The sequence below is a fragment of the Streptomyces sp. NPDC048623 genome (assembly GCF_040650755.1).
In the GTDB taxonomy this organism is placed as follows: Bacteria; Actinomycetota; Actinomycetes; order Streptomycetales; family Streptomycetaceae; genus Streptomyces.
Window position 1 is genome coordinate 144765 of the sequence record NZ_JBEZHV010000004.1, and the last position, 21891, is coordinate 166655.

The following is a 21891-nucleotide window of genomic DNA, read 5'->3' on the forward strand; positions in this document are numbered from 1 at the left end:
GCGCAAGCGACGGGCTGCAGACCGCGACTGCGCAGTCCCACAGAAAGCTCTGTACGAGGAGAAGCACCACCATGAACGTGATCACCAACCTGCTCGCCGGCGTCCTCCACTTCCTGGGCTGGCTCGTCTGACCCGTAGCAGGAGAGCGGCGCCGCCGGCCCCCGTCCCAGGGACCGGCGGCGCTGCCGCGTGTGCGGGGTCCCCGGATTCGGGTGCGGAGCGGGTTAGCGTGCGCCCATGACGTACCGGACCTGGCAGCCCGACCCCCGTCGCCGCCGCACCCGGCTCACCCGGCGCGGGAAGCTCGTCCTGCTGCTCGGCGGCCTGTTCGCCGTCGCCGCGGCCATCACCGTGCCGCTCCTGCTGTTCACCGGCGGCGACCCCGCGCCCCGCCCCGTCCCCGCGAAGCAGCGCACCCTGCTCATCCCCGAGGGCTGGCGCGACGGTGAGGTGTACGCGGCCGTCGACCGCTCCCTCGGTCTCCCCCAGGGCACCGCCCGCAAGACCGCCCAGGCCCCCGCCACCAAGCTCGCCCTGCCGGCCGCGGCCGCCGGCAATCCCGAGGGTTATCTCTTCCCTGCGACCTATCCGGTCGACAAGGCCACCACCGCCGAGGGCCTGCTGCGCTACATGGTCGACACCGCCACCAGGCGCTTCGGTGCCCCGAGCATCGCGGACGGTGCCCGACGCCACGGCCTGAGCGTCCACCAGCTGGTCATCGTCGCCAGCATCGTCCAGGCCGAGGCCGACACCCCCGGCGACATGGGGAAGGTGGCCCGGGTCGTCTACAACCGGCTCGCCCAGAACATGCCGCTGCAGATGGACTCCACCATCAACTACGCCCTCGGGCGGGACACCGTGGACACCAGCCACCGGGACACCCGCATCGACAGCCCGTACAACACCTACGAGCGCCGGGGCCTGCCGCCGTCACCCATCGGCAACCCGGGCGAGCAGGCCATGGGCGCGGCCGTGTCCCCGGCGGACGGCGACTGGCTGTACTTCGTGACCGTGCGCCACGGCGACACCCGGTTCACCGGCAGCTACGCCGAACACCAGGCGAACGTCGCCGACTTCAACGAGCAGCGACGGGCTGCGGGGCGTTCCTGAGCAGCCGCCGGATCTCGGCGACCGCGGCCCGGCCGGCCCGGTTGGCGCCGACGGTGGACGCGGAGGGACCGTAACCGACGAGGTGGATCCGCGGGTCACGGACCGCCCGGGTCCTCTCGACCCGGATCCCGCCGCCCGGCTCGCGCAGCCGCAGCGGGGCGAGGTGGTCGATCACGGCCCGGAAGCCGGTCGCCCAGAGGATCACGTCCGCGTCCACCGTCCGCCCGTCGTCCCAGGCCACCCCGGTCGGGGTGATCCGGTCGAACATCGGCTGCTGGTCCAGGATGCCGCGCGCCCGCGCGGCGCGGATCGCGTCGTTGAGCGGAAGCCCGGTGACCGAGACGACGCTGCGCGGCGGCAGTCCCTGCCGTACCCGCTCCTCCACGAGCGCCACCGCGGCCCGGCCCTCGACCTCGCCGAACGGCCCCTCGCGGAAGACCGGCTCGCGCCGGGTCACCCAGGTGGTCGCGGCGGCGACGTCGGCGATCTCCATCAGGTGCTGGGTCCCGGAGGCCCCGCCGCCGACCACGATCACCCGCTGCCCGGCGAAGGCCTCAGGACCCGGGTACCGCGCGGTGTGCAGCTGCCGCCCGCGGAAGGTCTCCTGCCCGGGGTAGCGGGGCCAGAAGGGCCGGTCCCAGGTGCCGGTCGCGTTGATCAGCGCCCGGGTGGCGTACGTCCCCTCCGAGGTCTCCACGAGCAGCCGCCCGCCCTCGCCCTCGCGGACCGCGCTGACGTCCACCGGCCGGTGCACCCGCAGACCGAAGGCCTCCTCGTACGACGAGAAGTACTCCCCGATCACCTCGGACGACGGCCGCGCCGGGTCCGCCCCGGTCAGCTCCATCCCGGGCAGCGCGTGCATCCCGTGCACCTTGCCGTACGTGAGCGAGGGCCACCGGAACTGCCAGGCACCGCCCGGCCGCGGGGAGTGGTCGAGCACGACGAAGTCCCGGTCGGGCTCGAACCCGGTCCGCAGGTGGTACCCCGCCGAAAGCCCCGCCTGCCCGGCCCCGACCACCACCACGTCGACCTCGCGCCCCGCACGCCCCGGTGTCTCGTACACCTCGAAATCGTTCACGGTTCTACAAACCGCGCACGGGGCCGGGATCTTCCCGGGCCCCTGCCGCCGAGGCGCGCCGAGCCGCGCAGCGCCGATACGCGTCGGCCGAGCCGGGTGACGGCGGCGCCGTAGGCGATGCCAAAGGCCAGGGAGGCCGCCAGGGCCAGGTGCTTCGAGAAGTCGTCGACGAGCGGGTAGATCTGCCAGTGGGTCAGGTAGATGGAGAGGGACGCGCCCGCGAGCAGGCCTGCGGCCTGGTTGACGCGGTGGAGGCTCGGGAGGGTGGGGAACCAGACGAGGAGGCAGAAGCCCGCCATGACGAAGAGCTCCCGGCGCGGCTCGCCCGGGAAGAAGCCGGGGACGGTGGTCAGGGCGATGGCCGTGACCAGGAGGCGGTGGGGGACGGTGCGGGCGCGGGCGGCGGCCCAGCCGAGGGCGAAGAGCCAGAAGACGGTGACCGCGTCGGTGATCTGGGCGCGGGCCGGCAGGCCCACGAGTTCGTAGCGGGTGAGCAGGCCGATGCCGACGAGGGCCAGGGGAAGGCCGTAGGGGAAGCGGCGTTCCAGGCGGTGGACCGCGGGGACGGCGAGCAGTGCGGTCAGGGCGAGCAGGATGTAGACGAGGGCCTCGACGAACCAGAGATGGATCCCGGACCCCATGTCCTCGGGCCACAGCGCGTTGTGCAGCAGGAGCACGTTGGACAGGTCGTAGTCGTCGCTGACGAGGAGCGCGAAGGCGGTCCAGGCCATGGTGGGGACGGCGATCCGGGCGATGCTGCGGGCCGAGCGTCGGGTCCGCTCGCGGCGCGCGGGCGAGGCGAGCAGGAAGCGGGCGAAGTTGAACCCGGCGACGGCGAGCAGCAGATGGGCGCCGCCCCGCAGTTCGAAGAGGCGGATGTGCGAGCCGACCACGCACACGATGGCCACCGCGCGCAGCACGACGCTGGTCTCCACGCTCCGGCGCCGCGGCCGGCGGGCGGCGGCCGGGCCCTCGCCCTCGGGCTCCTCCGGCGGCCGGTGTTCCTCCAGTTCGCGAAGTTCGCGGAGGGTGGCCGTGTGCCAGTGGAGCGGCAGCCGGCCCAGGCGTTGTTCGAGGTGGAGGGACATCTCGACGTACGACAGGGAGTCGCCGCCGAGGGAGACGAAGGAGCTGTCCGGCGTCACGTCCGTCCGGTCCAGGATCCGGGCGTAGAGCGCGCACAGGTCGTCCGGTTCCGCGCCGGGGCGGGGGACGGAAGGCCCGGCCGCGGCGGCCAGGGCGCGGACGGCCGGGTAGTCGGGCTTGCCGGTGACGAGCCGGGGGAGTTCGGGCAGCACGTGGACGTCGACGGCCCCCGCCGGCAGACCGCACTCGTCCACCACACGCCTGCGGATCCGCCGCCGGTCCCAGCCCGGCCTGCGGACGACGGCGAGGACGAGCCTCTCGTCGTCGCCCGCGCACAGCGCGTCGAGGCCGTACCGCCCGAGCAGCGCCTCGATCTGCTGGGGGTCGACGCGCAGGCCGAGGATCTTGAGGAAGCGGCTGCGCCGGCCGGTGATCTCGTACAGGCCGCTCTCGGTGCGCCGGGCGAGGTCGCCGGTGCGCAGGGCGTCGACCGTACGGCCGAGGGCGAGGTCGCCGGGGGTGCGGGCGTATCCGAGCATCACGTTCGGGCCCGTGTAGACGAGTTCGCCGACGCCGTCGGCCCCAGCTGTCTCCCCGGACGCCTCCTCGACCGGCTCAAGCTGGAAGGAGCCGCCCGGGACCGGTATGCCGATCGCCGACGGGTGCTCGGCGGCCAGCTCGGGTGGCAGATACGCCATGCGCGCGGTCGCCTCGGTCTGGCCGTACATGACGAACAGGTCCCAGCCGCGCCGCTGTCCGAGCTCGGCGTAGCGCTTGACCCGCTCGGGCGCGAGCCGGCCGCCGGCCTGCGTGACGTACCGCAGGCGGGGGAGGTCCATGTCGGCGAAGCCGACCCGGTCGAGGAGGTCGAAGGTGTACGGGACGCCGGCGAGCGCGGTGCCGCCGGCCGTCCGGAAGAGCTCCCAGAAGCAGGCGTCCGCCACCGAGAGGCCGGTCAGGACGACCCCGGCGCCGCGCAGCAGATGGCTGTGGATCACGGACAGGCCGTAGCAGTAGTGCATCGGCAGGGTGGTCACGGCGCGGTCGGTGTCGCGGATGCCGAGGTAGCCGGCGATCGACTCGGCGTTGGCCTGCAGGTTCTCGTACGAGAGCCGGACCAGCTTGGGGGAGCCGGTGGAGCCCGAGGTGCTGAGCAGCAGCGCGAGTTCGGGGTGGAGGGTGTGGGCGGAGCCGGGGCGCCGCTCCTCGATCCGCCACTCCTCGCCCGCCTCGGGGTGGACGACGACATCGGGGTCGTACGCGGCGGTGAGCGCGGCCACGGCCTCCGGGTGGTCGCCGGGCACGAGCAGGACGACATGGCCGGCCGAGAGCGCGGCCAGGTGGACGACGAGCGCCCCGAGGCTGTTGGCGCCGGGCAGCAGGACGAGCCGCCGCTGCGTGCCGAGCCGCCGTGCCGCGTCCTCGACCCGGCCGGCCAGGGCACGGAACGACAGCTCGCCGTCGGAGGTCACGACGGCGGTGCGGTCGCCGTGCAGCGCGAGATCGCGGGCGAGCGGGAGGGCGTGGCCTTCGACGGGCGGGTCGACGGGCGGGCTGACGGGCGGGGCGGGGAGGAGTGTCACGGGCGCATAGTAGGTAAGCCTTCCCTAATCGAAAAGGGGAGGGTCTGATTCCGGATGCCGGTTCGCGACCCCGCCGTTATCGAAGCCTGACTTGACCATTAGGTTAGGTTTACCTTATCAATGCGGTATTCACAGGTTCGCTCGAAAGGGCGAAGGCAGGAAGGCACCACCCCATGCGCCGCCCCTTGGCCCGCACCCTCACCGCGCTCGCCGCGGCCGCTCTGCTCGGCCCCCTGCTCTCCGCCTGCGGCAGTGACGAGCCCGCCGACCTCGTCATCTACTCGGGCCGCAACGAGAACCTCGTGAAGCCGCTCATCGAGAAGCTGGAGAAGCACCTCGGCGCCAGCGTCGAGGTCCGCTACGGCGACAGCGCCGAACTCTCCGCCCAGCTCCTCGAAGAGGGCGACAAGACCGAGGCCGGGCTCTTCCTCTCCCAGGACGCCGGGGCCCTCGGCGCGCTCTCCAAGGAGAAGCGCCTCGCCCCGCTCCCGCAGACCACCCTCGACAAGGTCGCCCCCGCCTACCGCAGCTCCGCGGGCGACTGGGCCGGCGTCAGCGGCCGCGTCCGCGTCCTCGCGTACGACCCCGCCCAGGTGCCCACGCCCCCGGACAGCGTCCACGAGCTGGTGAAGCCCGAGTGGAAGGGCAAGATCGGCTTCGTCCCGACCAACGCCTCCTTCCAGGCCTTCGTCACCGGCATGCGGGTCCTGGAGGGCGACGACGCCACCCGCACCTGGCTCAAGGGCCTGAAGGCCAACGAGCCCAAGACCTACGACAACAACCTCAAGGTCCTGGAGGCCGTCGACAAGGGCGAGGTCCCGCTCGGCCTGATCAACCACTACTACTGGTACGAGCAGGCCGCCGAGAAGGGCGCGGACAAGCTCAAGGCCAAGATCCACTACCTGCCCGCGGGCGACCCCGGCGGCCTGGTCAACGTCGCCGGCGCCGGCGTCCTCAAGGGCGCGGACGACAAGCAGGCAGCCCTCGCGCGCAAGGCCGTCGACTACCTCCTCTCCGCCGAGGCCCAGACCTACTTCGCCCAGGAGACCAAGGAGTACCCGCTGGCCGGCGGCGTGAAGGCCGCCGAGGGCGTGCCGCCCCTGGAGACCCTCCAGCCGCCGAAGATCGACCTCGGCCGGCTCGACTCCCTCAAGCAGACCCTGGCCATGCTCCAGGACGTCGGACTGGTCTGACATGACCGCCGCACCGGAGCCCTCCGCCCCGGCCCGTCGCGACCCCCGCCCGGCGGGTGCCCAGGCACCCGCCGGGCGGGCGCGCGCCGTCGGCCGCCCGCCTTGGATCCTGATCGTCCCCGCCGTGCTCGCCGCCGCCCTCGCCGTGCTGCCGCTCGGCTACCTCGGCGTCCGCGCCCTCGAACGCGGCCCCGCCTACGCCTGGGACGTCGTCGCCGACTCCCGCACCGGCGAACTCCTGCTGCGCAGCCTCGGCCTCACCGCCGTGGTCGTCACCGCCTCCCTGCTCATCGGCGTCTCCCTCGCCTGGCTGACCGTGCGCACCGCGCTGCCCGGCGCCCGCGCCTGGTCCGTCCTCGTCACCCTGCCGCTCGCGGTGCCCAGTTACGTCACCGCGTTCGCTTGGCTCTCCGCCGCGCCCTCCGTCGCCGGCTTCACCGGCTCGGCGCTCGCGCTGACCCTGGCGAGCTTCCCCTACGTGTACCTCCCGGTCGCCGCCGCGCTGCGCGGCACCGACCCCGGGCACGAGGAGGTCGCCCGCTCCCTCGGACACGGCCCGCTGCGCACCTTCCTGCGCGTCACCCTGCCCCAGCTGCGCCCCGCCGCGGCGGGCGGCGGACTGCTCGTCGCGCTGTACGTGCTCTCCGACTTCGGCGCCGTCTCGCTCATGCGGTACGACACCTTCACCCGCGGCATCTACACCTCGTACCGGGCCAGCTTCGACCGCACCCCGGCCGCCGCGCTCAGTGCCGTGCTCGTCGTCATGACCGTGCTGCTCGTCACCGCCGAGACCCGCACGCGCGGCCGCGGCGGCTACGCCCGTACCGGAACGGGCACCGCGCGCAAGGCCGTTCCCGCCGCCCTCGGCCGGCTGCGGCCGCTCGCCCTCGCCTGGTGCGGGACGGTCGTCGCGGCGGCGGTCGGCTTCCCGCTCGCCACCCTCGGCTACTGGCTGGCCGTCGGCTCCTCCGCCACCTGGGACCCGGCCACCCTGACGAGCACGGCGCTCACCACGCTCGGCGTCGCCGCCGGGGGAGCCGCGCTCACCGCCCTGCTCGCCCTGCCCGTCGGCGTCATCGCCGCCCGCCACCGCGGGCGCCTCGCCGGCCTCCTCGAGCAGGCCACCTACGCGGGCCACGCCGTGCCCGGCATCACCGTCGCGCTCGCGCTCGTCTTCTTCGCCGTGCGCTACGCCCGCCCGCTCTACCAGGAGACCCCGCTGCTGCTTTGCGCGTACGCGGTGCTCTTCCTGCCCGTCGCGGTGGGCGCCACCCGGGCCGCCGTGCTCCAGGCGCCGCCCGTCCTCGACGACGTGGCCCGCTCGCTCGGCCGCGGCCCGTTCGGCGTCCTGCGCGAGGTCACCGTGCCGCTCGCCGCGCCCGGCATCGCCGCCGGGGCGGCCCTCACCTTCGTGGTCTGCATGAAGGAACTCCCCGCGACCCTGCTCCTGCGCCCCACCGGCATGGACACCCTCGCGACCCGGCTCTGGACGGAGACCGGCAGCGGATCGTTCGCGGCGGCCGCGCCCTACGCGGCCGCGCTCATCCTGCTTGCCGCGGTCCCCTCGTACCTCCTCGGAAGGCACCGCACATGACAGACAGTGGTACGAACGAGCTTCAGGTCAGCGGGGTCGTCAAGGCGTACGGGCCGGGCGCACCGGTCCTCGACGGGCTCGACCTCACGGTCCCCGGCGGCTCCCTGGCCGCCGTGCTCGGCCCGTCCGGCTGCGGCAAGACCACGCTGCTCCGGGTGATCGCCGGCTTCCTGAAGGCCGACGCCGGCAGCGTGACCGTCGCCGGCCGGCTGCTCGGCGGCCCCGGGACGCACCTGCCGCCCGAGCGCCGCCGCATCGGCATCGTCCCGCAGGAAGGCGCCCTCTTCCCGCACCTCAGCGTGGCCCGCAACATCGCCTTCGGCCTCACCGGCCGGGACCGGGCGGCCCGGCGCGCCCGCGTGGCGGACATGCTGGACCTGGTCGGCCTCGCCGGCTACGGCGACCGCATGCCGCACGAACTGTCCGGCGGCCAGCAGCAGCGCGTGGCCCTCGCCAGGGCACTCGCCCCCGAACCCCATCTCGTGCTGCTCGACGAGCCGTTCAGCGCGCTCGACAGCGCGCTGCGCGGGGCGGTCCGGGCCGAGGTGCGCGGTGTGCTCCGCGAGAGCGGCGCGACCGCCCTGCTCGTCACCCACGACCAGCAGGAGGCCCTGTCCACCGCCGACCTGGTCGCCGTGCTCCGCGAGGGCCGGGTCGCCCAGTGCGCCACGCCCGAGGAGCTCTACCACCGGCCGGCGGACCCGTGGCTCGCCTCCTTCGTGGGCGACGCGGTCGTGCTGCCCGGCACCGTGGACCAGGGCATGGCCACGACCCGCCTCGGCCGGGTCCCGCTCGCCGCCGTCCCGGCGGGCGTGCGCGACGGCGTCGTGGTCCTCCGCCCCGAGCAACTCCGGCTCGCCGACCCGGAGTCGGCGGACGCCGGCGGCGTCGTGACCGACATCCGATTCTTCGGCCACGACGCCCTGGTCACGGTGGCCGTCGAGGGCCTCGACCAGCCGATCGACATCCGCACCCCGAGCCCCCTGGAGGTCGGCCTCGGCCGCAAGGTCGGCATCACCCTCACGGGGGCGGCGACGGTGCACCCGGTTCCGGCGTGAGGGGAGCGGTTCGCGGCTGATGTGCGCCGGGAGCGTCACGGGGGCTCACAGCAGCGGGAGAGCGCGCTCAGAACCGGAACCGCCGGCCCGTCAGCCCGCGGCGGCGATTCCCTCGCCCAACGCCGCGAGCGCGTCGGCGAGTTGGTCCATCCAGGCCGAGACCGCCCCGCCGCCGTCGGACTGGAGGGCGACGAACGCGCCGTCGTAGCCGGCCATTCCGAAGGGCGCGAGGGCCTCCGCGATCCGGTCGGCGGTCTCCTCGCCGGCGTCCTGGAAGGACGAGCGGATCATGTGGGCCATGTAGGCGCGGCCCTCGTCGCGGACCGCGATCACGGTCTGCAGGGCCTCGGGGGCCTCGGCCGCCTCGCGGCTCATCACCAGGACGAGCAGCAGGCGCAGGAACTCCTCGCCGTTCTCCATGACGTCGCCGGTCCGGCGCAGGTACCAGCGGAGGCGCTCGCGCGGGGTGCCGTCCGCCGGCGGGTTGCGGTGCGCCTCGCGCATGGCGGCGAAGAAGGCGTGGGCGCCCTGCTCCATGACGGCCGAGAGCAGTCCCGCCTTGGATTCGAAGTGGTGGTAGAAGGCGCTCTTCGGCAGCCCGGTCTCCTTGGCGAGCGCCGACATCGACGTACCGGCGTAACCGCGTACGGACATCACGCGGGCGGCCGCGTCAAGGATCTCCTGCCGTGACCGGCGGCCGCGGCGGTTGGTGCGTGCCTCCGGCGCGGGCGTCTCGATCGTCTCCACCTTCCGGAGTCTAGGCGACGCCGGTACGGGCGTCCTCACCAGGGTTGATCGCCGTCACGCGCTGAGAACGGGTGCCGGGAATTCACCGTCGCGAAACTCTTGACGGCTTGCGGAGGGGCGCTGTTACCTTCGGAATGTACCGACCGATCGGTCCAAAACTTGTCCAGGAATTCTTCCTCTCTGCGTTCGAGCCTGAGCAACGGAGCCAGCGCATGACCAAGAACTTCGACGCGGATGTCGCCATCGTCGGCTACGGCCCGACCGGTGTGATCGCCGCGCTCACCCTCGCCCGATACGGCATCTCCGCCGTCGCCTTCGAGCGGGACCGGGACATCTACCCCCGGGCACGTGCCGTGACCGTCAACGACTGGACGATGCGGATCCTCCAGGATCTCGGCATCGACGAGCGGGTCGAGAAGGTGATCGATCCCCAGCGCGCCCTGCGCTGGATGACGTACGACCGCGAAGAGATCATGCGGATCGAGCACCCGCCGTCGTCCCTCGGCCGCGAGGCGCGGTTCTACAACATCTACCAGCCGACCATGGAGGCCCAGATCCGTGCGGCCGGCCAGGACCTGTACGGCGACCTGGTCACCGTCCACTACGGCGACGAGGTCACCGGCATCGAGCAGGACGCCGACGGCGTCACGATCACCTCGGACGCCGACGGGACGAGCCGCACCACCCGCGTCCGGTACGCGATCGGCGCCGACGGCGGCAGCAGCGCCACCCGCAGCCGGATCGGCTGCACGCTCCAGGGCGACACCCACGACTTCACCTGGGTGGTCATCGACTGCCACGTCAAGCGCTGGTGGCCGGACCGCGACTTCCTGACCTTCTGGTCCGACAAGGAGCGCCCGGTCGTCGACATCGCCCTGTCCGCGGGCAACCACCGCTGGGAGATCCCGCTCAAGCCCGACGAGACCCCGGCGGACTACCCGACGAGCGCCGAGGTGTGGCCGCTGCTCAGGGCGCTCGGCGTCACCGAGGACGACGTCGAGATCCACCAGCACGCCTTCTACCAGCACCATGTCCGGATGTGCGACACCTGGCGCAAGGACCGGGTGTTCCTGGCCGGCGACGCGGCGCACCTGATGCCGCCGTGGGCCGGCGCCGGCATGCAGAGCGGTATGCGCGACGCCCACAACCTGGCCTGGAAGCTGGCCAAGGTGATCAGGGGCGAGCTGCCCGAGAGCTGGCTGGACACCTACGAGGCGGAGCGGCGCCCCAACGTCCAGTTCTTCACCGACCTCGCGGTCGGCCTCGGCCGGGTCATCAAGCAGGAGGCCACCGAGGAGGAGCGGGCCGCGATGAACGCGGTGCCGGAGCGCACCGTCACCCCGTACGAGGCGCCGCTCAACCGCCCGCCGGTCCTCGAGGCGGGCTGGCTCCGCGGCGAGACCGGCGACGCGAGCGTCATCGGCCGCATGGTCCCGCAGCCGGTCACCGGCGACACCGCCGGCCGGATGGCCCGTCTCGACGAACACCTGGGCGCGCACTTCGTGCTGCTCGGCGACGACGTCGACCCCGCGACCCTGCTGTCCGCGGAGGAGAAGGCCGGCTGGGACGCGCTCGGCGCCCACTACCGCGCCGTGCGCCCGAAGACCGCCTACACCCAGGGGCCGGAGGAACTGGTCGACCTCGACGAGGTGATCCTCCCGTGGATGCAGCGCTACGGCGCCCGCGTGATCGCCGTCCGCCCGGACAGGTTCGTCGCCGCCGACGACGTCCACGGCCTCGCCGTCCCCACCGCCCCCACCGTCTGACCGGGCTCCAGCCCACCGAGAAGAAGGAGAGAGTCTTGTCCGGTGTCAAGGAATCCGGTGTCAAGGAACTCGGGTACGTCGTCTACGAGGTGAGCGGCCTCGCCGACTGGGAGCGCTTCGGCGTGGACCTGCTCGGCATGCAGCTCGGTGAGAAGACCGAGAGCGGCTTCACACTGCGTACCGACGAGAAGGCCCACCGCTGGGTGATCACCGAGGGCCCGGCCGACGACCTGGTGGCCAGCGGTTACGAGGTCGGGGGCGCGGAGGCGCTCGACGCGCTGGTCGAGAAGCTGCGCGCGGCCGGTGTCGAGGTCGCCGAGGGCGACGCGGCGCTCGCCGCCGCCCGCAGGGTGGAGCGGATCTTCGTCACCGCCGACCCGATGGGCAACCGCGTCGAGCTGGTTCACGGCCTGGCCGACGCCGCCACGCCGTTCGCATCCGCCTCGCTGCTCGGCCGGTTCAAGACCGGCGCGGGCGGCGCGGGCCACCAGGTCCTGCTGACGCCCGGGGTGTCCCGCGAGACCTACCTCGGCTTCTACGTCGACCTGCTCGGGTTCAAGGTCAGCGACATCATCGTCGAGGAGCTCGCTCCGGGCGTCTTCGCCGACCTGATCTTCCTGCACTGCAACCCCCGCCACCACAGCATCGCGCTCGGCGACATGCCCTTCCCCAGGTGCACCCACCACTTCATGGTCGAGGTCGACGACATCCGTGACGTCGGCCTGGCCTGGGACCGCTGCCTCGCGGCCCACCAGCCCTTCCACATGACCCTGGGCATGCACCCCAACGACCAGATGTTCAGCTTCTACGTCGAGACGCCCTCGGGGTTCAACGTCGAGTACGGATGGGGAGGCATCCTCATCGACGACGCGACCTGGGAGGTCAGGACCCTCGACAAGCTGAACAGCTGGGGTCACATGCCCGCAGGCCCGGTGGCGGAGATGCTCGCCGCCGGTGCCGCGAACTCGAAGATCGGACACTGACGTGGCACTCGACCCGAGCGTGATCGGCAAGGACGTCCAGACGCCGCGCTGGAAGATCCACTACTACGAGGCCGGCGAGGGCCACCCCGTCGTGCTGCTGCACGGCGGCGGCCCGGGCGCCACCGGCTGGAGCAACTACCAGCCCAACATCGAGGCGCTCGCCCGGCACTTCCGCGTCATCGCGCCCGACATGCCCGGCTGGGGCGACTCCGACGCGGTCGACTTCGACACCATCGACCACGTCGAGGTCCTCGTCGAGCTCTTCGACGCGCTCGGCATCGACAAGGCGGCCATCGTCGGAAACTCGATGGGCGGCCACAACTCCATCCGCTTCACCGTCGAGCACCCCGAGCGGATCTCGCACCTGATCACCATGGGCCCGCCGATCCAGCCCAAACCCTTCCTGTTCGGCGCGGGCGGCCCCAGTGAGGGCATCAAGATCATGTACGGGACCTACCAGAACCCCAGCCCGGAGATGTTCGAGCGGCTCGTCGAGATCATGGTCTTCGACAAGGAGAGGTTCGCCGGCCCCGAGCTGATGCGTGAGCGTTCCGCCAACGCCCTGAAGCACCCCGAGCACCTCGAGAACGTCGCGAAGAAGATCCCCTTCGCGCCCATCCCGATCTGGGTCGACCAGTCCCGGCTCGGCGACATCACCGCACCGACCCTGCTCATCCACGGCCGCGACGACCGCGTCGCCACCATGGAGGGCTCGATGATGCTCAACGCCGCGATCCCCCATTCGCGCGCCCACATCATCAACCGCTGTGGCCACTGGGCCCAGTTGGAGCACGCCGACGAGTTCAACCGGCTCGTCACCGACTTCGTCGCCAACAACTGACGAGCGACGGATCCCGAGCAGGGCCTGTACGACTGCGCCACCCCCGGGCGGAGTCGTACAGGCCCTTCCCCATGTCACGGCCCTGCGTCAGGCGCCGTCCTCGCCCAGATCCTGCTCAAGCGCGTGCGCCGCCGCCTCCAGGGTCGCGACCAGGGACCGCAGCCGGTGCGGGTCGTAGCGCACGCTCGGCAGCGACACCGACAGACCCGCGAGCGCGGCGCCGTCCCGGTCGCGCACCGGCACGCCGACGGCGACCAGACCGCGTTCCGAGCGCCCCCGGTTGACGGCGAAGCCGTTGCGCCGCAGGCGCCGCAGCTCCGCCCGCAGCCGGTCGGGATCCGGGCGGTCGGCGGGGCGCTCCCGGTAGCGCTCGGCGGCGTACACCTCGTCGAGATCCTCGTCGGAGAGGTCGGCGAGCAGCAGCAGCCCCGCCGTGGTGCGGTGGGCGGGGAACACCATGCCCTCGCGGGAGCCGACCCGCAGGGCCTGCCGGCACTCGACGCTGGCGATGAACCGCACCGTGTCCCCGGTGCGCACGATCAGGTTCGTCGTCTCGTCGAGCAGGTCGACGACCCGCTTCAGATGGGGGAGCGCGGCGGTGCGAAGGCGGGAGACCAGGGACTGGGAGTGCGAGGCGAGTTCGAGCACCGGGCCCGCGCGGTAGACGCGGTCCTCGCCCTGCACGGCGAAGTCCCGGTAGACCAGCATCGCGAGGATCCGGTGCGCCGTCGACCTGGCGACGCCGAGGCGTTCGGCGAGCTGCGACACACTCGCGGGGCCCTCCAGCTGGAGGATCGTCGCGGCCCGCAGCGCGTGGTCGACGCTGGCGATGGGGTACGGCGGCGGGGTCTTGAGCGGCTTGTCCATGGCGTGCTCCCGGGCTCGGCGGCGGGACCGTCCGTCCGGCCGTTCTCCGGCCGTTCCGTGATTGTTCTGGTGTTTGTCCTGCTCTGCATGTTGTTCTGCTGTGCAGAATGTACATGTTCTTCAGAGAGAAACAGCGCACGCTGAGCCTGTGACTGACTCCACCCTCGCCCATGACATCGCCTCCGGCTCCCCGGTGCGGCTGCAGGCCGTCGCCGCGCAGGGCCAGCCCGAGGTCACCCCGGCACTCGAAGAGCTGTACCGGGGCTTCGAGAACGAGCTGCTCGTCCCGCTGTGGACCGAGATCGGCGACCTGATGCCAGCCCACCCGCACTCGCACGCCACCCCGCACCTCTGGCGCTGGAAGCGGCTGCGCGAGCTGGCCGACCGGGCCGGCGAGCTCGTCCCCGTCGGCCGCGGCGGCGAACGCCGCGCCATCGCCCTGGCCAACCCCTCGCTCGGCGGGCGCCCGTTCGCCACCCCGACGCTGTGGGCGGCCATCCAGTACCTGATGCCCGGCGAGGACGCCCCCGAGCACCGCCACACCCAGCACGCCTTCCGCTTCATCGTCGAGGGCTCGGGCGTGTGGACGGTCGTCGGCGGCGACCCGGTCCCGATGAACCGCGGCGACTTCCTCCCGCAGGCCGGCTGGAACTGGCACGCCCACCACAACGCCACCTCCGAGCCGATGGCCTGGATCGACGGACTGGACATCCCCTTCCAGTACCTCACCGAGACCCAGTTCTTCGAGTTCGGCCGCGACGAGATCACCGACGCCGAGCGGATCACCCCCGAGCGCTCGCGCTCCGAGCGCCTCTGGGGCCACCCCGGCCTGCGCCCGCTGTCCGTCGCCCCCACCGCCCCCGGCAGCCCGCTGCTCTCCTACAAGTGGGAGTACACCGACGCCGCGCTGCGCGACCAGCTGCTCCTGGAGAAGGAGGGCTTCGGCGGCACCGTCGAGCCCGGCCACGCCGCGGTGCGCTACGCCAACCCGCACGACGGCGGCGACGTCCTGCCGACCATCCGCGCCGAGTTCCACCGCCTCGCCCGCGGCGCCGAGAGCGCGCCGGTGCGCGAGACCGGCTCCTCCGTCTACCAGGTCTTCGACGGCTCCGGCGTGGTGACCGTCGGCGAGAAGTCCTGGACCGTCGGCCGCGGCGACATGTTCGTCGTCCCGTCCTGGGCCCCGTTCTCCGCCCGCTCCGAGGCCGGCGCGTCCGACTCCGACTCCGGCGCCCTCGACCTCTTCCGCTTCTCCGACGCGCCCGTGTTCGAGGCGCTCAAGCTCAACCGCACCCAGAAGGACGCCTGACCCATGAAGCTCGCCACCATCCGCACCGCCGCCGGCACCCGGGCGGTCCGCCTCGACGGCGAGGTCCTCGTCGATCTCGGTCACGCCGACCTGGGCGAGCTGTTCGCCCAGGCCGACTGGCGGTCCACGGCCGCCACCGCCTCCGGCACCACGTACCCGGTGGAGGGCGCCGACTTCGCGCCGGTCGTCCCGAACCCCTCCAAGGTCGTCTGCGTCGGGCACAACTACACCAACCACATCAAGGAGATGGGCCGGGAGCTGCCGAGCTACCCGACCCTGTTCCCGAAGTTCGCCGAGACCCTGATCGGCGCCGGCGACGACATCGTCAGGCCGGCCGAGACCGACGCCTTCGACTGGGAGGTCGAGCTGGCCGTCGTCATCGGCAAGCAGGTGCGCCGCGCCGACGAGCAGCAGGCCGCCGACGCCATCGCCGGCTTCACGGTCATGAACGACATCTCGGTGCGCGACTGGCAGTTCCGCACCATCGAGTGGACCCAGGGCAAGATCTGGGAGGCGTCCACCCCGGTCGGCCCGTACGTCGTCACCCCCGACGAGGTCGGCGGCGTCCGCCCCGCCCTCCAGGTCAGGACGGTCGTCGACGGCCAGGTCATGCAGCAGGACGACACCGGCACGCTCCTGTTCGACCCGGTCTTCCTGGTGCGGTACATCTCCACCGTCATCACCCTCAACCCGGGCGACATCATCGCCACCGGCACCCCGGCCGGCGTCGGCAACGCCCGCGACCCCAAGGTCTTCCTGCTCCCCGGCCAGACCGTGTCCACCGAGATCACCGGCCTCGGTGCCTGCGTCAACAAGGTCGTCGCAGGATGACGAACGGCACCCGCACGTACAGCACCGGCACCGGCACCGGCGCCGGCACCCGCACCTTCGCCGACGCCCGCCGCTGGGCCCTGATCGGCGCCGAGCTGACCTTCGAGGCCGTCGCCGGACTCGACGACGCCGGTTACGCCGAGCCCAGCGCCCTGCCCGGCTGGACCCGCGCCCATGTCGCCGCGCACGTCGCCGCCAACGCCGAGGCCCTGTCCCACCTCGTCCACTGGGCCGCCACCGGCGAACCCACCCCGATGTACGCCTCGCCCGAGGAGCGCGCCGCCGGCATCGAACGCGGCCGCGCCCTGCCGGCCGCGCAGCTGACCGCCTGGCTGCGCCGCTCGGCGGACGCCCTGGAGGCGGGGATGGACGAGCTCACCGACGGGCAGTGGCGGCACGAGGTCGTCACCGCCCAGGGCCGTACCGTCCCCGCCACCGAACTGCCCTGGATGCGCTCCCGCGAGGTCTGCGTCCACGCCGTCGACCTGGCGACCGGCGTCTCCTTCGCCGACCTGCCGGGCGACTTCCTCATCGCCCTGTGCGACGACGTCGTGGCCAAGCGCGCCGCCGCCCCCGGTCCGGCCGTGACCCTGCGCGCCGCGGCCATCGGCGCCGGCTGGGAGCTGCCCGGCGACGGAGAGCCGGTCCTGGTCACCGGCGAACTGTCCGACATCACCGCTTACCTCACCGGACGCGACGTGGACCTGCGCGCCGCCGACGGCTCGCCCGCCCCCGCGCTCGGCGCCTGGCTCTGAGAGGAACACACACGATCATGACCACTGGAACCACCCCTGCCGGGCAGCCCGACGTCATCGTCGTCGGCGGCGGCATCGGCGGCCTCAGCACCGCCTTCGCCCTGACCCGCCAGGGCCTGAAGGTGCGCGTCCTCGAACAGGCCCCCGAGTACGGTGAGGTCGGCGCCGGCCTGCAGATCGCCCCGAACTGCACCCGCATCCTCGCCGAGTACGGCCTGCTCGACGAGGCCAAGTCGCTGGGCGTCGTCCCGGAGAACATGGTGATGCGCGACGCGGTCGACTCCCGCGAGCTCACCCGGCTCGACCTGCGCGACCTGGAGCGCACGTACGGCTTCCCGTACATGGTGATCCACCGCAGCGACCTGCACGGCATCTTCCTGCGCGCCTGCGAGCGGGCCGGGGTCGAACTCCTCAACAACCAGACCGTCGTCGCCTACGAGAACATCGAGGGCGGCGCCCAGGTCCGCCTCAAGGACGGGCGCGTCGAGTCCGCGCCGCTGGTCGTCGCGGCCGACGGACTGCACTCGGTGGCCCGCCGCGACCTGATCGGCGACGAGCCGGTCAGCTCCTCCTACGTGGCCTACCGCGCGGCCGTCCCGATCGAGCAGGTCAAGGACAACGGCGTCGCCGAGAAGGACGTCACCGTCTACGTCGGCCCGCAGCGCCACTTCGTGCAGTACGCGCTGCGCGGCGGCGAGATGTTCAACCAGGTCGCCGTGTTCGAGTCGCCCAAGGCGATCGCCGGCCAGGACGACTGGGGCACCCCCGACGAGCTGGACGCGGCCTTCGAGGGCAGCTGCGACACCGTCCTCAAGGGCATTCCGCTGATGTGGCGGGACCGCTGGTGGCGGATGTTCGACCGTGAGCCGATCGAGACCTGGGTGCACGGCCGGATCGCCCTGCTCGGCGACGCCGCGCACCCGCCGCTCCAGTACATGGCGCAGGGCGCGATCATGGCGATCGAGGACGGCTGGGTGCTCGCCAAGCACTACGCGCGCCTCGCCGAGGCCGCCCCAGCGGGCGCCGAGCCGGAGTGGGACGGCGCGCTCGCCGCGTACGAGGCCGTCCGCGTGGAGCACTGCCGCCGGATCCTGACCACCGGCCGTGCCTGGGGCAAGCTGTGGCACGTCGACGGGCTGGAGCGGGAGCAGCGCAACGCGATCATGCGGGCGCGCGACACCTACGACTACTCCTTCACCGACTGGGTGTACGGCCCGACGGCGCTGACGCCGGACGAGGAGCCGGAGATGTTCAAGCCGATCCCGCTCTCCTCGGCGGTCATCGAGGAACCGGTGGCCTGATCTCCCATGATCCGCCTGTGGCCGGGTGTGACGCACTGCGCGTCGCGTCCGGCCACAGGCGCGTCCGGCCACAGGCGCGTCCTCAGGTCATCCCCAGGGCCGCCGGCGGGCCAGCGTGGCGGCCAGGGCCGTGGCCGCCGCGCGGACGGCGTTCGCGTGGGACTCGGGGCGGAAGCGCCCGACCGGGCCGGTCACGCTGAGGGCGGCCACCGCCGTCAGACCGTCCGGCGCGAGGACCGGCGCGGCGACACAGAGCAGGCCCGGCGTCGACTCCTCGCGCTCGTAGGCGACGCCCGTCTCGACCGCCGTCACGAGCTGCCGGCGCAGCAGGCCGGGGGCGATCACGGTGTGCGGGGTACGGCGTTCCAGCGGGGCGGTGAGCACGGCCGCCTGCTCGTCCTCCGCGGCGTGGGCGAGCAGCACCTTGCCGATCGCCGTGCAGTGCACCGGCATCCGCCCGCCCGTGCGGGACGGTGCCTTGGCCTGCCGGTGCCCGCCGATCTTGGCGAGATACACGACCTCGTGCCCCTCGCGTACGCCGAGGTGCACCGTCTCGTGCGTGCGCTCGTAGAGGTCCTGCAGATAGGGCATCGCCAGTTCGATCAGAGTGCGTTCGTTGGCCGCGCGCAGCCCCAGTTCGAACAGGCCGCCGGAGAGCCGGTAGCCGTGCTCGGTCTTGTCGAGCAGCCGGTGGTGGACCAGATCCCCGGCGACCCGGTGGGCCGTGCCCTTCGCCAGACCCGTACGCCGTACGAGCTCGGCGAGCGGCAGTACGGAGTCGGCCGGGCCGAACGCGCGCAGGATCGCCAGTGCCTTGCCCAGGACGGTGTCGCTGTCCTCCATGCGAAAGAGCGTACCGCTGAGTGGAACGCCTTCATGGAGCTCGCCCCGCCCCGTACCCCAGATTGGACGACATGCCCCAGAACCACGCCGCTGTCGGCCCCGACAGCATCGCCGCCGCTGCCGCCCGGCTCCGTCAGGCCGCCGCCACCGGCACCCCCGCCGCCCCCGTACGCGATCTGATCGGCCGCGACGACGTCACGGCCGCGTACGCCGTGCAGCAGCAGCTCACCGCCGAGCGGATCGCGGCCGGTGCCGCGGTCACCGGCCGGAAGATCGGCCTCACCTCCGTGGCCGTGCAGCAGCAGCTCGGCGTCGACCAGCCCGACTTCGGCTTCCTCTTCGACGACATGGCGTACGCCGACGGCTCGGCCGTGCCGCCCGGCGCCGTCCTCCAGCCCCGGGTCGAGGCCGAGATCGCCTTCGTCCTCGGAGCCGACCTGGCCGAGGGCCCCCTCGACGCCGCCCAGGTGCGCGAGGCCGTCGACCACGCCGTCGCCGCGATCGAGATCTGCGGCAGCCGGGTGGCGGGCTGGGACATCAGCTTCGGCGACACGGTCGCCGACAACGCCTCCGCGGGCGCCTACGTCCTCGGCGGCCGGCGGGTTCCGCTGAGCGACTTCGACCCCGTCGCGGCCGAGATGACCATGAGCGTCGACGGCGAGACCGTCTCCACCGGCAGCGGCGCCGCCTGCCTCGGCGACCCCGTCGAGGCCGTCGTCTGGCTCGCCCGCCAGGCCCGCGCCCTGGGCGAGCCGCTCCGCGCCGGCCAGGTGATCCTCTCCGGCGCGCTCGGCCCGATGAGTCCCGTGATGCCGGGCGCCGCCGTCCACGCCACCGTCACCGGCCTCGGCTCGGTGTCGGTCACCTTCTCCTCGTAAGGAATCACGATGACCAAGACGAAGGTCGCCGTCATCGGGTCGGGCAATATCGGCACCGACCTGATGATCAAGATCATGCGCACCGCGCAGCACCTCCGGATGGGCGTCATGGTCGGCATCGACCCGGCCTCCGACGGGCTGGCCCGCGCCGCCCGCTTCGGGTTCGAGACCACCGCCGAGGGCGTGGACGGCCTCCTCAAGTCCCCGCAGATCGACGAGATCGGCATCGTCTTCGACGCCACCTCGGCCGGCGCGCACCGGTACAACGACGCGAAGCTGCGCCCGCTCGGCATCCGAGTGATCGACCTGACGCCGGCCGCGATCGGCCCGTACGTCGTCCCCGCGGTCAACCTCGACGAGCACCTCGACGCGCCCAACGTCAACATGGTCACCTGCGGCGGCCAGGCCACCATCCCGGTCGTGGCCGCGATCAGCCGGGTCGTCCCGGTGGCGTACGCCGAGATCGTCGCCTCGATCGCGTCCAGGTCGGCCGGGCCCGGAACCCGGGCCAACATCGACGAGTTCACCGAGACGACCTCCTCGGCGATCGTGCGGGTCGGCGGCGCCGAGCGGGGCAAGGCGATCATCATCCTCAACCCCGCCGAGCCGCCGCTGATGATGCGTGACACGGTCTTCGCCCTGGTCGCCCTGCCCGAGGGCGAGGACGGCGAGACCGCGAAGACGCGGATCACCGAGTCGGTCCGGAAGATGGTCGCCGAGGTCTCGGCGTACGTCCCCGGCTACCGGATGGTCCAGGACGTCCAGATCACCGAGATCCCCGCCGACCAGCCGGTCGAGACCCTCCTCGCGGAGGGCGCGACCACGCGGCCCACCCACCAGGTGTCGGTCTTCCTCAAGGTCGAGGGCGCGGGCATGTACCTGCCGGCCTACGCCGGAAACCTCGACATCATGACCTCGGCCGCGGTGCGGATGGCCGAGCAGATCGCCGCCGCGAAGGCTGCGAAGGAGGACGTGAAATGAGCACCCCCAGCACCTCGGGCACCCCGATCTTCGTGCAGGACGTCACCCTCCGGGACGGCATGCACGCCGTCCGCCACCGCATCACCCCCGCGGACGTCCAGCGCATCGTGGTCGCGCTCGAGGACGCCGGCGTCGACGCGATCGAGGTCGCCCACGGCGACGGACTCGCCGGCGGCTCGCTCAACTACGGCCCGGGCTCCCACTCCGACTGGGAGTGGATCGAGGCCGCCGCCTCGGTCCTGAGGAAGGCCCGCCTCACCACCCTGCTGCTGCCGGGCGTGGGCACCCTCCACGAGCTGAAGCACGCCTACGACCTCGGCGTCCGTTCGGTCCGGGTGGCCACCCACTGCACCGAGGCCGACATCTCCGCACAGCACATCGCCGCCGCCCGCGAGCTGGGCATGGACGTCTCCGGCTTCCTGATGCTCTCCCACATGGCCGAGCCCGAACAGCTCGCCGAGCAGGCGCGGTTGATGGAGTCGTACGGCGCCCAGTGCGTCTATGTCACCGACTCCGGCGGCCGGTTGACCATGAACGACGTCGCCGCCCGGGTGCGCGCCTACCGCGACGTCCTCGACCCGGCGACCGAGATCGGCATCCACGCCCACGAGAACCTCTCGCTGTCCGTGGCGAATTCGGTGGTCGCGGTGGAGAACGGCGTGTACCGCGTCGACGCCTCGCTCGCCGGACACGGCGCGGGCGCGGGCAACTGCCCCATCGAGGCCTTCGTCGCCGTCGCGAACCTCTCGGGCTTCCAGCACGGTTGCGACCTGTTCAAGCTCCAGGACGCGGCCGACGACCTCGTCCGCCCGTTGCAGGACCGTCCGGTCCGCGTCGACCGCGAGACCCTCACCCTCGGCTACGCGGGTGTCTACTCCAGCTTCCTGCGCCACGCGGAGGCGGCCGCGCAGCGGTACGGGGTCGATGTGCGCGCCATCCTGATGGAGTGCGGCCGGCGGCGTCTGGTCGGCGGACAGGAGGACATGATCGTCGACATCGCCCTGGGGCTCGCGGCGAACCGCTGAGGTCCGCCCCGGACGGACCGGTTCGCGGTCCGGCCGGTTCACGGTCCGGCCGGTTCGCGGTC

General features: G+C 72.6%; 19 protein-coding genes. 14 read left to right on the forward strand and 5 right to left on the reverse strand.

Features of this window, described 5'->3' with window-relative positions; genetic code table 11:
* The first annotated feature begins 237 nt into the window (after positions 1-237).
* Entirely contained in the window at positions 238-1110 is an 873-nt protein-coding gene (mltG, locus tag AB0C73_RS07775; protein ID WP_362525903.1) for an endolytic transglycosylase MltG, read from the forward strand.
* Here the strand turns inward: mltG and AB0C73_RS07780 are convergent.
* Together AB0C73_RS07780 and AB0C73_RS07785 are read right to left on the reverse strand one after the other, a co-directional pair.
* Complete coding sequence (locus tag AB0C73_RS07780; protein ID WP_362525905.1) at positions 1076-2188, reverse strand: NAD(P)-binding domain-containing protein; 1113 nt, start codon at positions 2186-2188, stop codon at positions 1076-1078. The genes mltG and AB0C73_RS07780 overlap by 35 nt on opposite strands.
* Positions 2185-4857, reverse strand: coding sequence for an AMP-binding protein (locus tag AB0C73_RS07785; RefSeq protein WP_362525907.1), 2673 nt, complete (start codon positions 4855-4857; stop codon positions 2185-2187). The genes AB0C73_RS07780 and AB0C73_RS07785 overlap by 4 nt, the downstream gene beginning before the upstream one ends.
* A gap of 173 nt (positions 4858-5030) precedes the next feature.
* Between AB0C73_RS07785 and AB0C73_RS07790 the strand changes: the two genes are divergently transcribed.
* The 3 genes from AB0C73_RS07790 to AB0C73_RS07800 are packed head-to-tail and all read left to right on the forward strand — an operon-like array spanning position 5031 to position 8702.
* Entirely contained in the window at positions 5031-6050 is a 1020-nt protein-coding gene (locus AB0C73_RS07790) for an iron ABC transporter substrate-binding protein (protein WP_362525909.1), read from the forward strand.
* Between the two features lies 1 nt (position 6051).
* Positions 6052-7644, forward strand: coding sequence for an iron ABC transporter permease (locus tag AB0C73_RS07795; RefSeq protein ID WP_362525911.1), 1593 nt, complete (start codon positions 6052-6054; stop codon positions 7642-7644).
* On the forward strand, positions 7641-8702 hold the full coding sequence (locus AB0C73_RS07800; RefSeq protein WP_362525913.1) for an ABC transporter ATP-binding protein: 1062 nt from the start codon (positions 7641-7643) through the stop codon (positions 8700-8702). Before AB0C73_RS07795 ends, AB0C73_RS07800 begins: the two co-directional genes overlap by 4 nt.
* A gap of 90 nt (positions 8703-8792) precedes the next feature.
* On the opposite strand, the gene AB0C73_RS07805 is transcribed toward AB0C73_RS07800, so the two are convergent.
* Complete coding sequence (locus AB0C73_RS07805; RefSeq protein WP_362525915.1) at positions 8793-9449, reverse strand: helix-turn-helix domain-containing protein; 657 nt, start codon at positions 9447-9449, stop codon at positions 8793-8795.
* A gap of 212 nt (positions 9450-9661) precedes the next feature.
* On the opposite strand from AB0C73_RS07805, the gene AB0C73_RS07810 reads away from it, so the two are divergent.
* Genes AB0C73_RS07810 through AB0C73_RS07820 form a run of 3 tightly spaced genes read left to right on the forward strand, consistent with a single transcriptional unit; the run spans position 9662 to position 13039 of the window.
* Positions 9662-11215, forward strand: coding sequence for a bifunctional 3-(3-hydroxy-phenyl)propionate/3-hydroxycinnamic acid hydroxylase (locus tag AB0C73_RS07810; RefSeq protein ID WP_362525917.1), 1554 nt, complete (start codon positions 9662-9664; stop codon positions 11213-11215).
* Between the two features lie 35 nt (positions 11216-11250).
* Complete coding sequence (locus AB0C73_RS07815) at positions 11251-12198, forward strand: VOC family protein (RefSeq protein WP_362525919.1); 948 nt, start codon at positions 11251-11253, stop codon at positions 12196-12198.
* Position 12199: 1 nt separating this feature from the next.
* Positions 12200-13039, forward strand: coding sequence for an alpha/beta hydrolase (locus AB0C73_RS07820; RefSeq protein ID WP_362525921.1), 840 nt, complete (start codon positions 12200-12202; stop codon positions 13037-13039).
* Positions 13040-13126: 87 nt separating this feature from the next.
* Here AB0C73_RS07820 and AB0C73_RS07825 read toward each other — a convergent pair whose 3' ends face one another.
* Positions 13127-13906: an IclR family transcriptional regulator gene (locus tag AB0C73_RS07825; RefSeq protein ID WP_362525923.1), complete on the reverse strand. Its 780-nt coding sequence runs from the start codon at positions 13904-13906 to the stop codon at positions 13127-13129.
* A gap of 148 nt (positions 13907-14054) precedes the next feature.
* On the opposite strand from AB0C73_RS07825, the gene AB0C73_RS07830 reads away from it, so the two are divergent.
* The 4 genes from AB0C73_RS07830 to AB0C73_RS07845 are packed head-to-tail and all read left to right on the forward strand — an operon-like array spanning position 14055 to position 18102.
* The gene (locus tag AB0C73_RS07830) at positions 14055-15215 is read left to right on the forward strand and encodes a cupin domain-containing protein (RefSeq protein ID WP_362525925.1); all 1161 of its coding nucleotides are present in this window, start codon (positions 14055-14057) and stop codon (positions 15213-15215) included.
* 3 nt (positions 15216-15218) lie between these two features.
* A complete protein-coding gene (locus tag AB0C73_RS07835) occupies positions 15219-16046 on the forward strand; it encodes a fumarylacetoacetate hydrolase family protein (RefSeq protein ID WP_362525927.1) in 828 nt (275 codons plus the stop codon).
* Positions 16043-16801 carry a maleylpyruvate isomerase family mycothiol-dependent enzyme gene (locus AB0C73_RS07840; protein ID WP_362525929.1) on the forward strand — a complete coding sequence of 253 codons (759 nt, stop codon included), beginning with the start codon at positions 16043-16045 and terminating at the stop codon, positions 16799-16801. Before AB0C73_RS07835 ends, AB0C73_RS07840 begins: the two co-directional genes overlap by 4 nt.
* A gap of 17 nt (positions 16802-16818) precedes the next feature.
* Positions 16819-18102, forward strand: a complete 1284-nt coding sequence (locus tag AB0C73_RS07845) for an FAD-dependent oxidoreductase (protein ID WP_362525931.1) — start codon at positions 16819-16821, stop codon at positions 18100-18102.
* An 87-nt stretch (positions 18103-18189) separates the two neighbouring features.
* Here AB0C73_RS07845 and AB0C73_RS07850 read toward each other — a convergent pair whose 3' ends face one another.
* Positions 18190-18945 (reverse strand): IclR family transcriptional regulator, encoded by a 756-nt coding sequence (locus AB0C73_RS07850; protein ID WP_362525933.1) that lies wholly within the window; start codon positions 18943-18945, stop codon positions 18190-18192.
* A 71-nt stretch (positions 18946-19016) separates the two neighbouring features.
* Between AB0C73_RS07850 and AB0C73_RS07855 the strand changes: the two genes are divergently transcribed.
* From AB0C73_RS07855 to dmpG, 3 genes are read left to right on the forward strand one after another with little or no spacing between them, the layout of a single operon-like run.
* Positions 19017-19823, forward strand: coding sequence for a fumarylacetoacetate hydrolase family protein (locus AB0C73_RS07855; RefSeq protein ID WP_362525935.1), 807 nt, complete (start codon positions 19017-19019; stop codon positions 19821-19823).
* Positions 19824-19832: 9 nt separating this feature from the next.
* The gene (locus AB0C73_RS07860) at positions 19833-20804 is read left to right on the forward strand and encodes an acetaldehyde dehydrogenase (acetylating) (protein ID WP_362525937.1); all 972 of its coding nucleotides are present in this window, start codon (positions 19833-19835) and stop codon (positions 20802-20804) included.
* Positions 20801-21829, forward strand: a complete 1029-nt coding sequence (gene dmpG, locus AB0C73_RS07865) for a 4-hydroxy-2-oxovalerate aldolase (RefSeq protein WP_362525939.1) — start codon at positions 20801-20803, stop codon at positions 21827-21829. The genes AB0C73_RS07860 and dmpG overlap by 4 nt, the downstream gene beginning before the upstream one ends.
* Positions 21830-21891 lie beyond the last annotated feature (62 nt).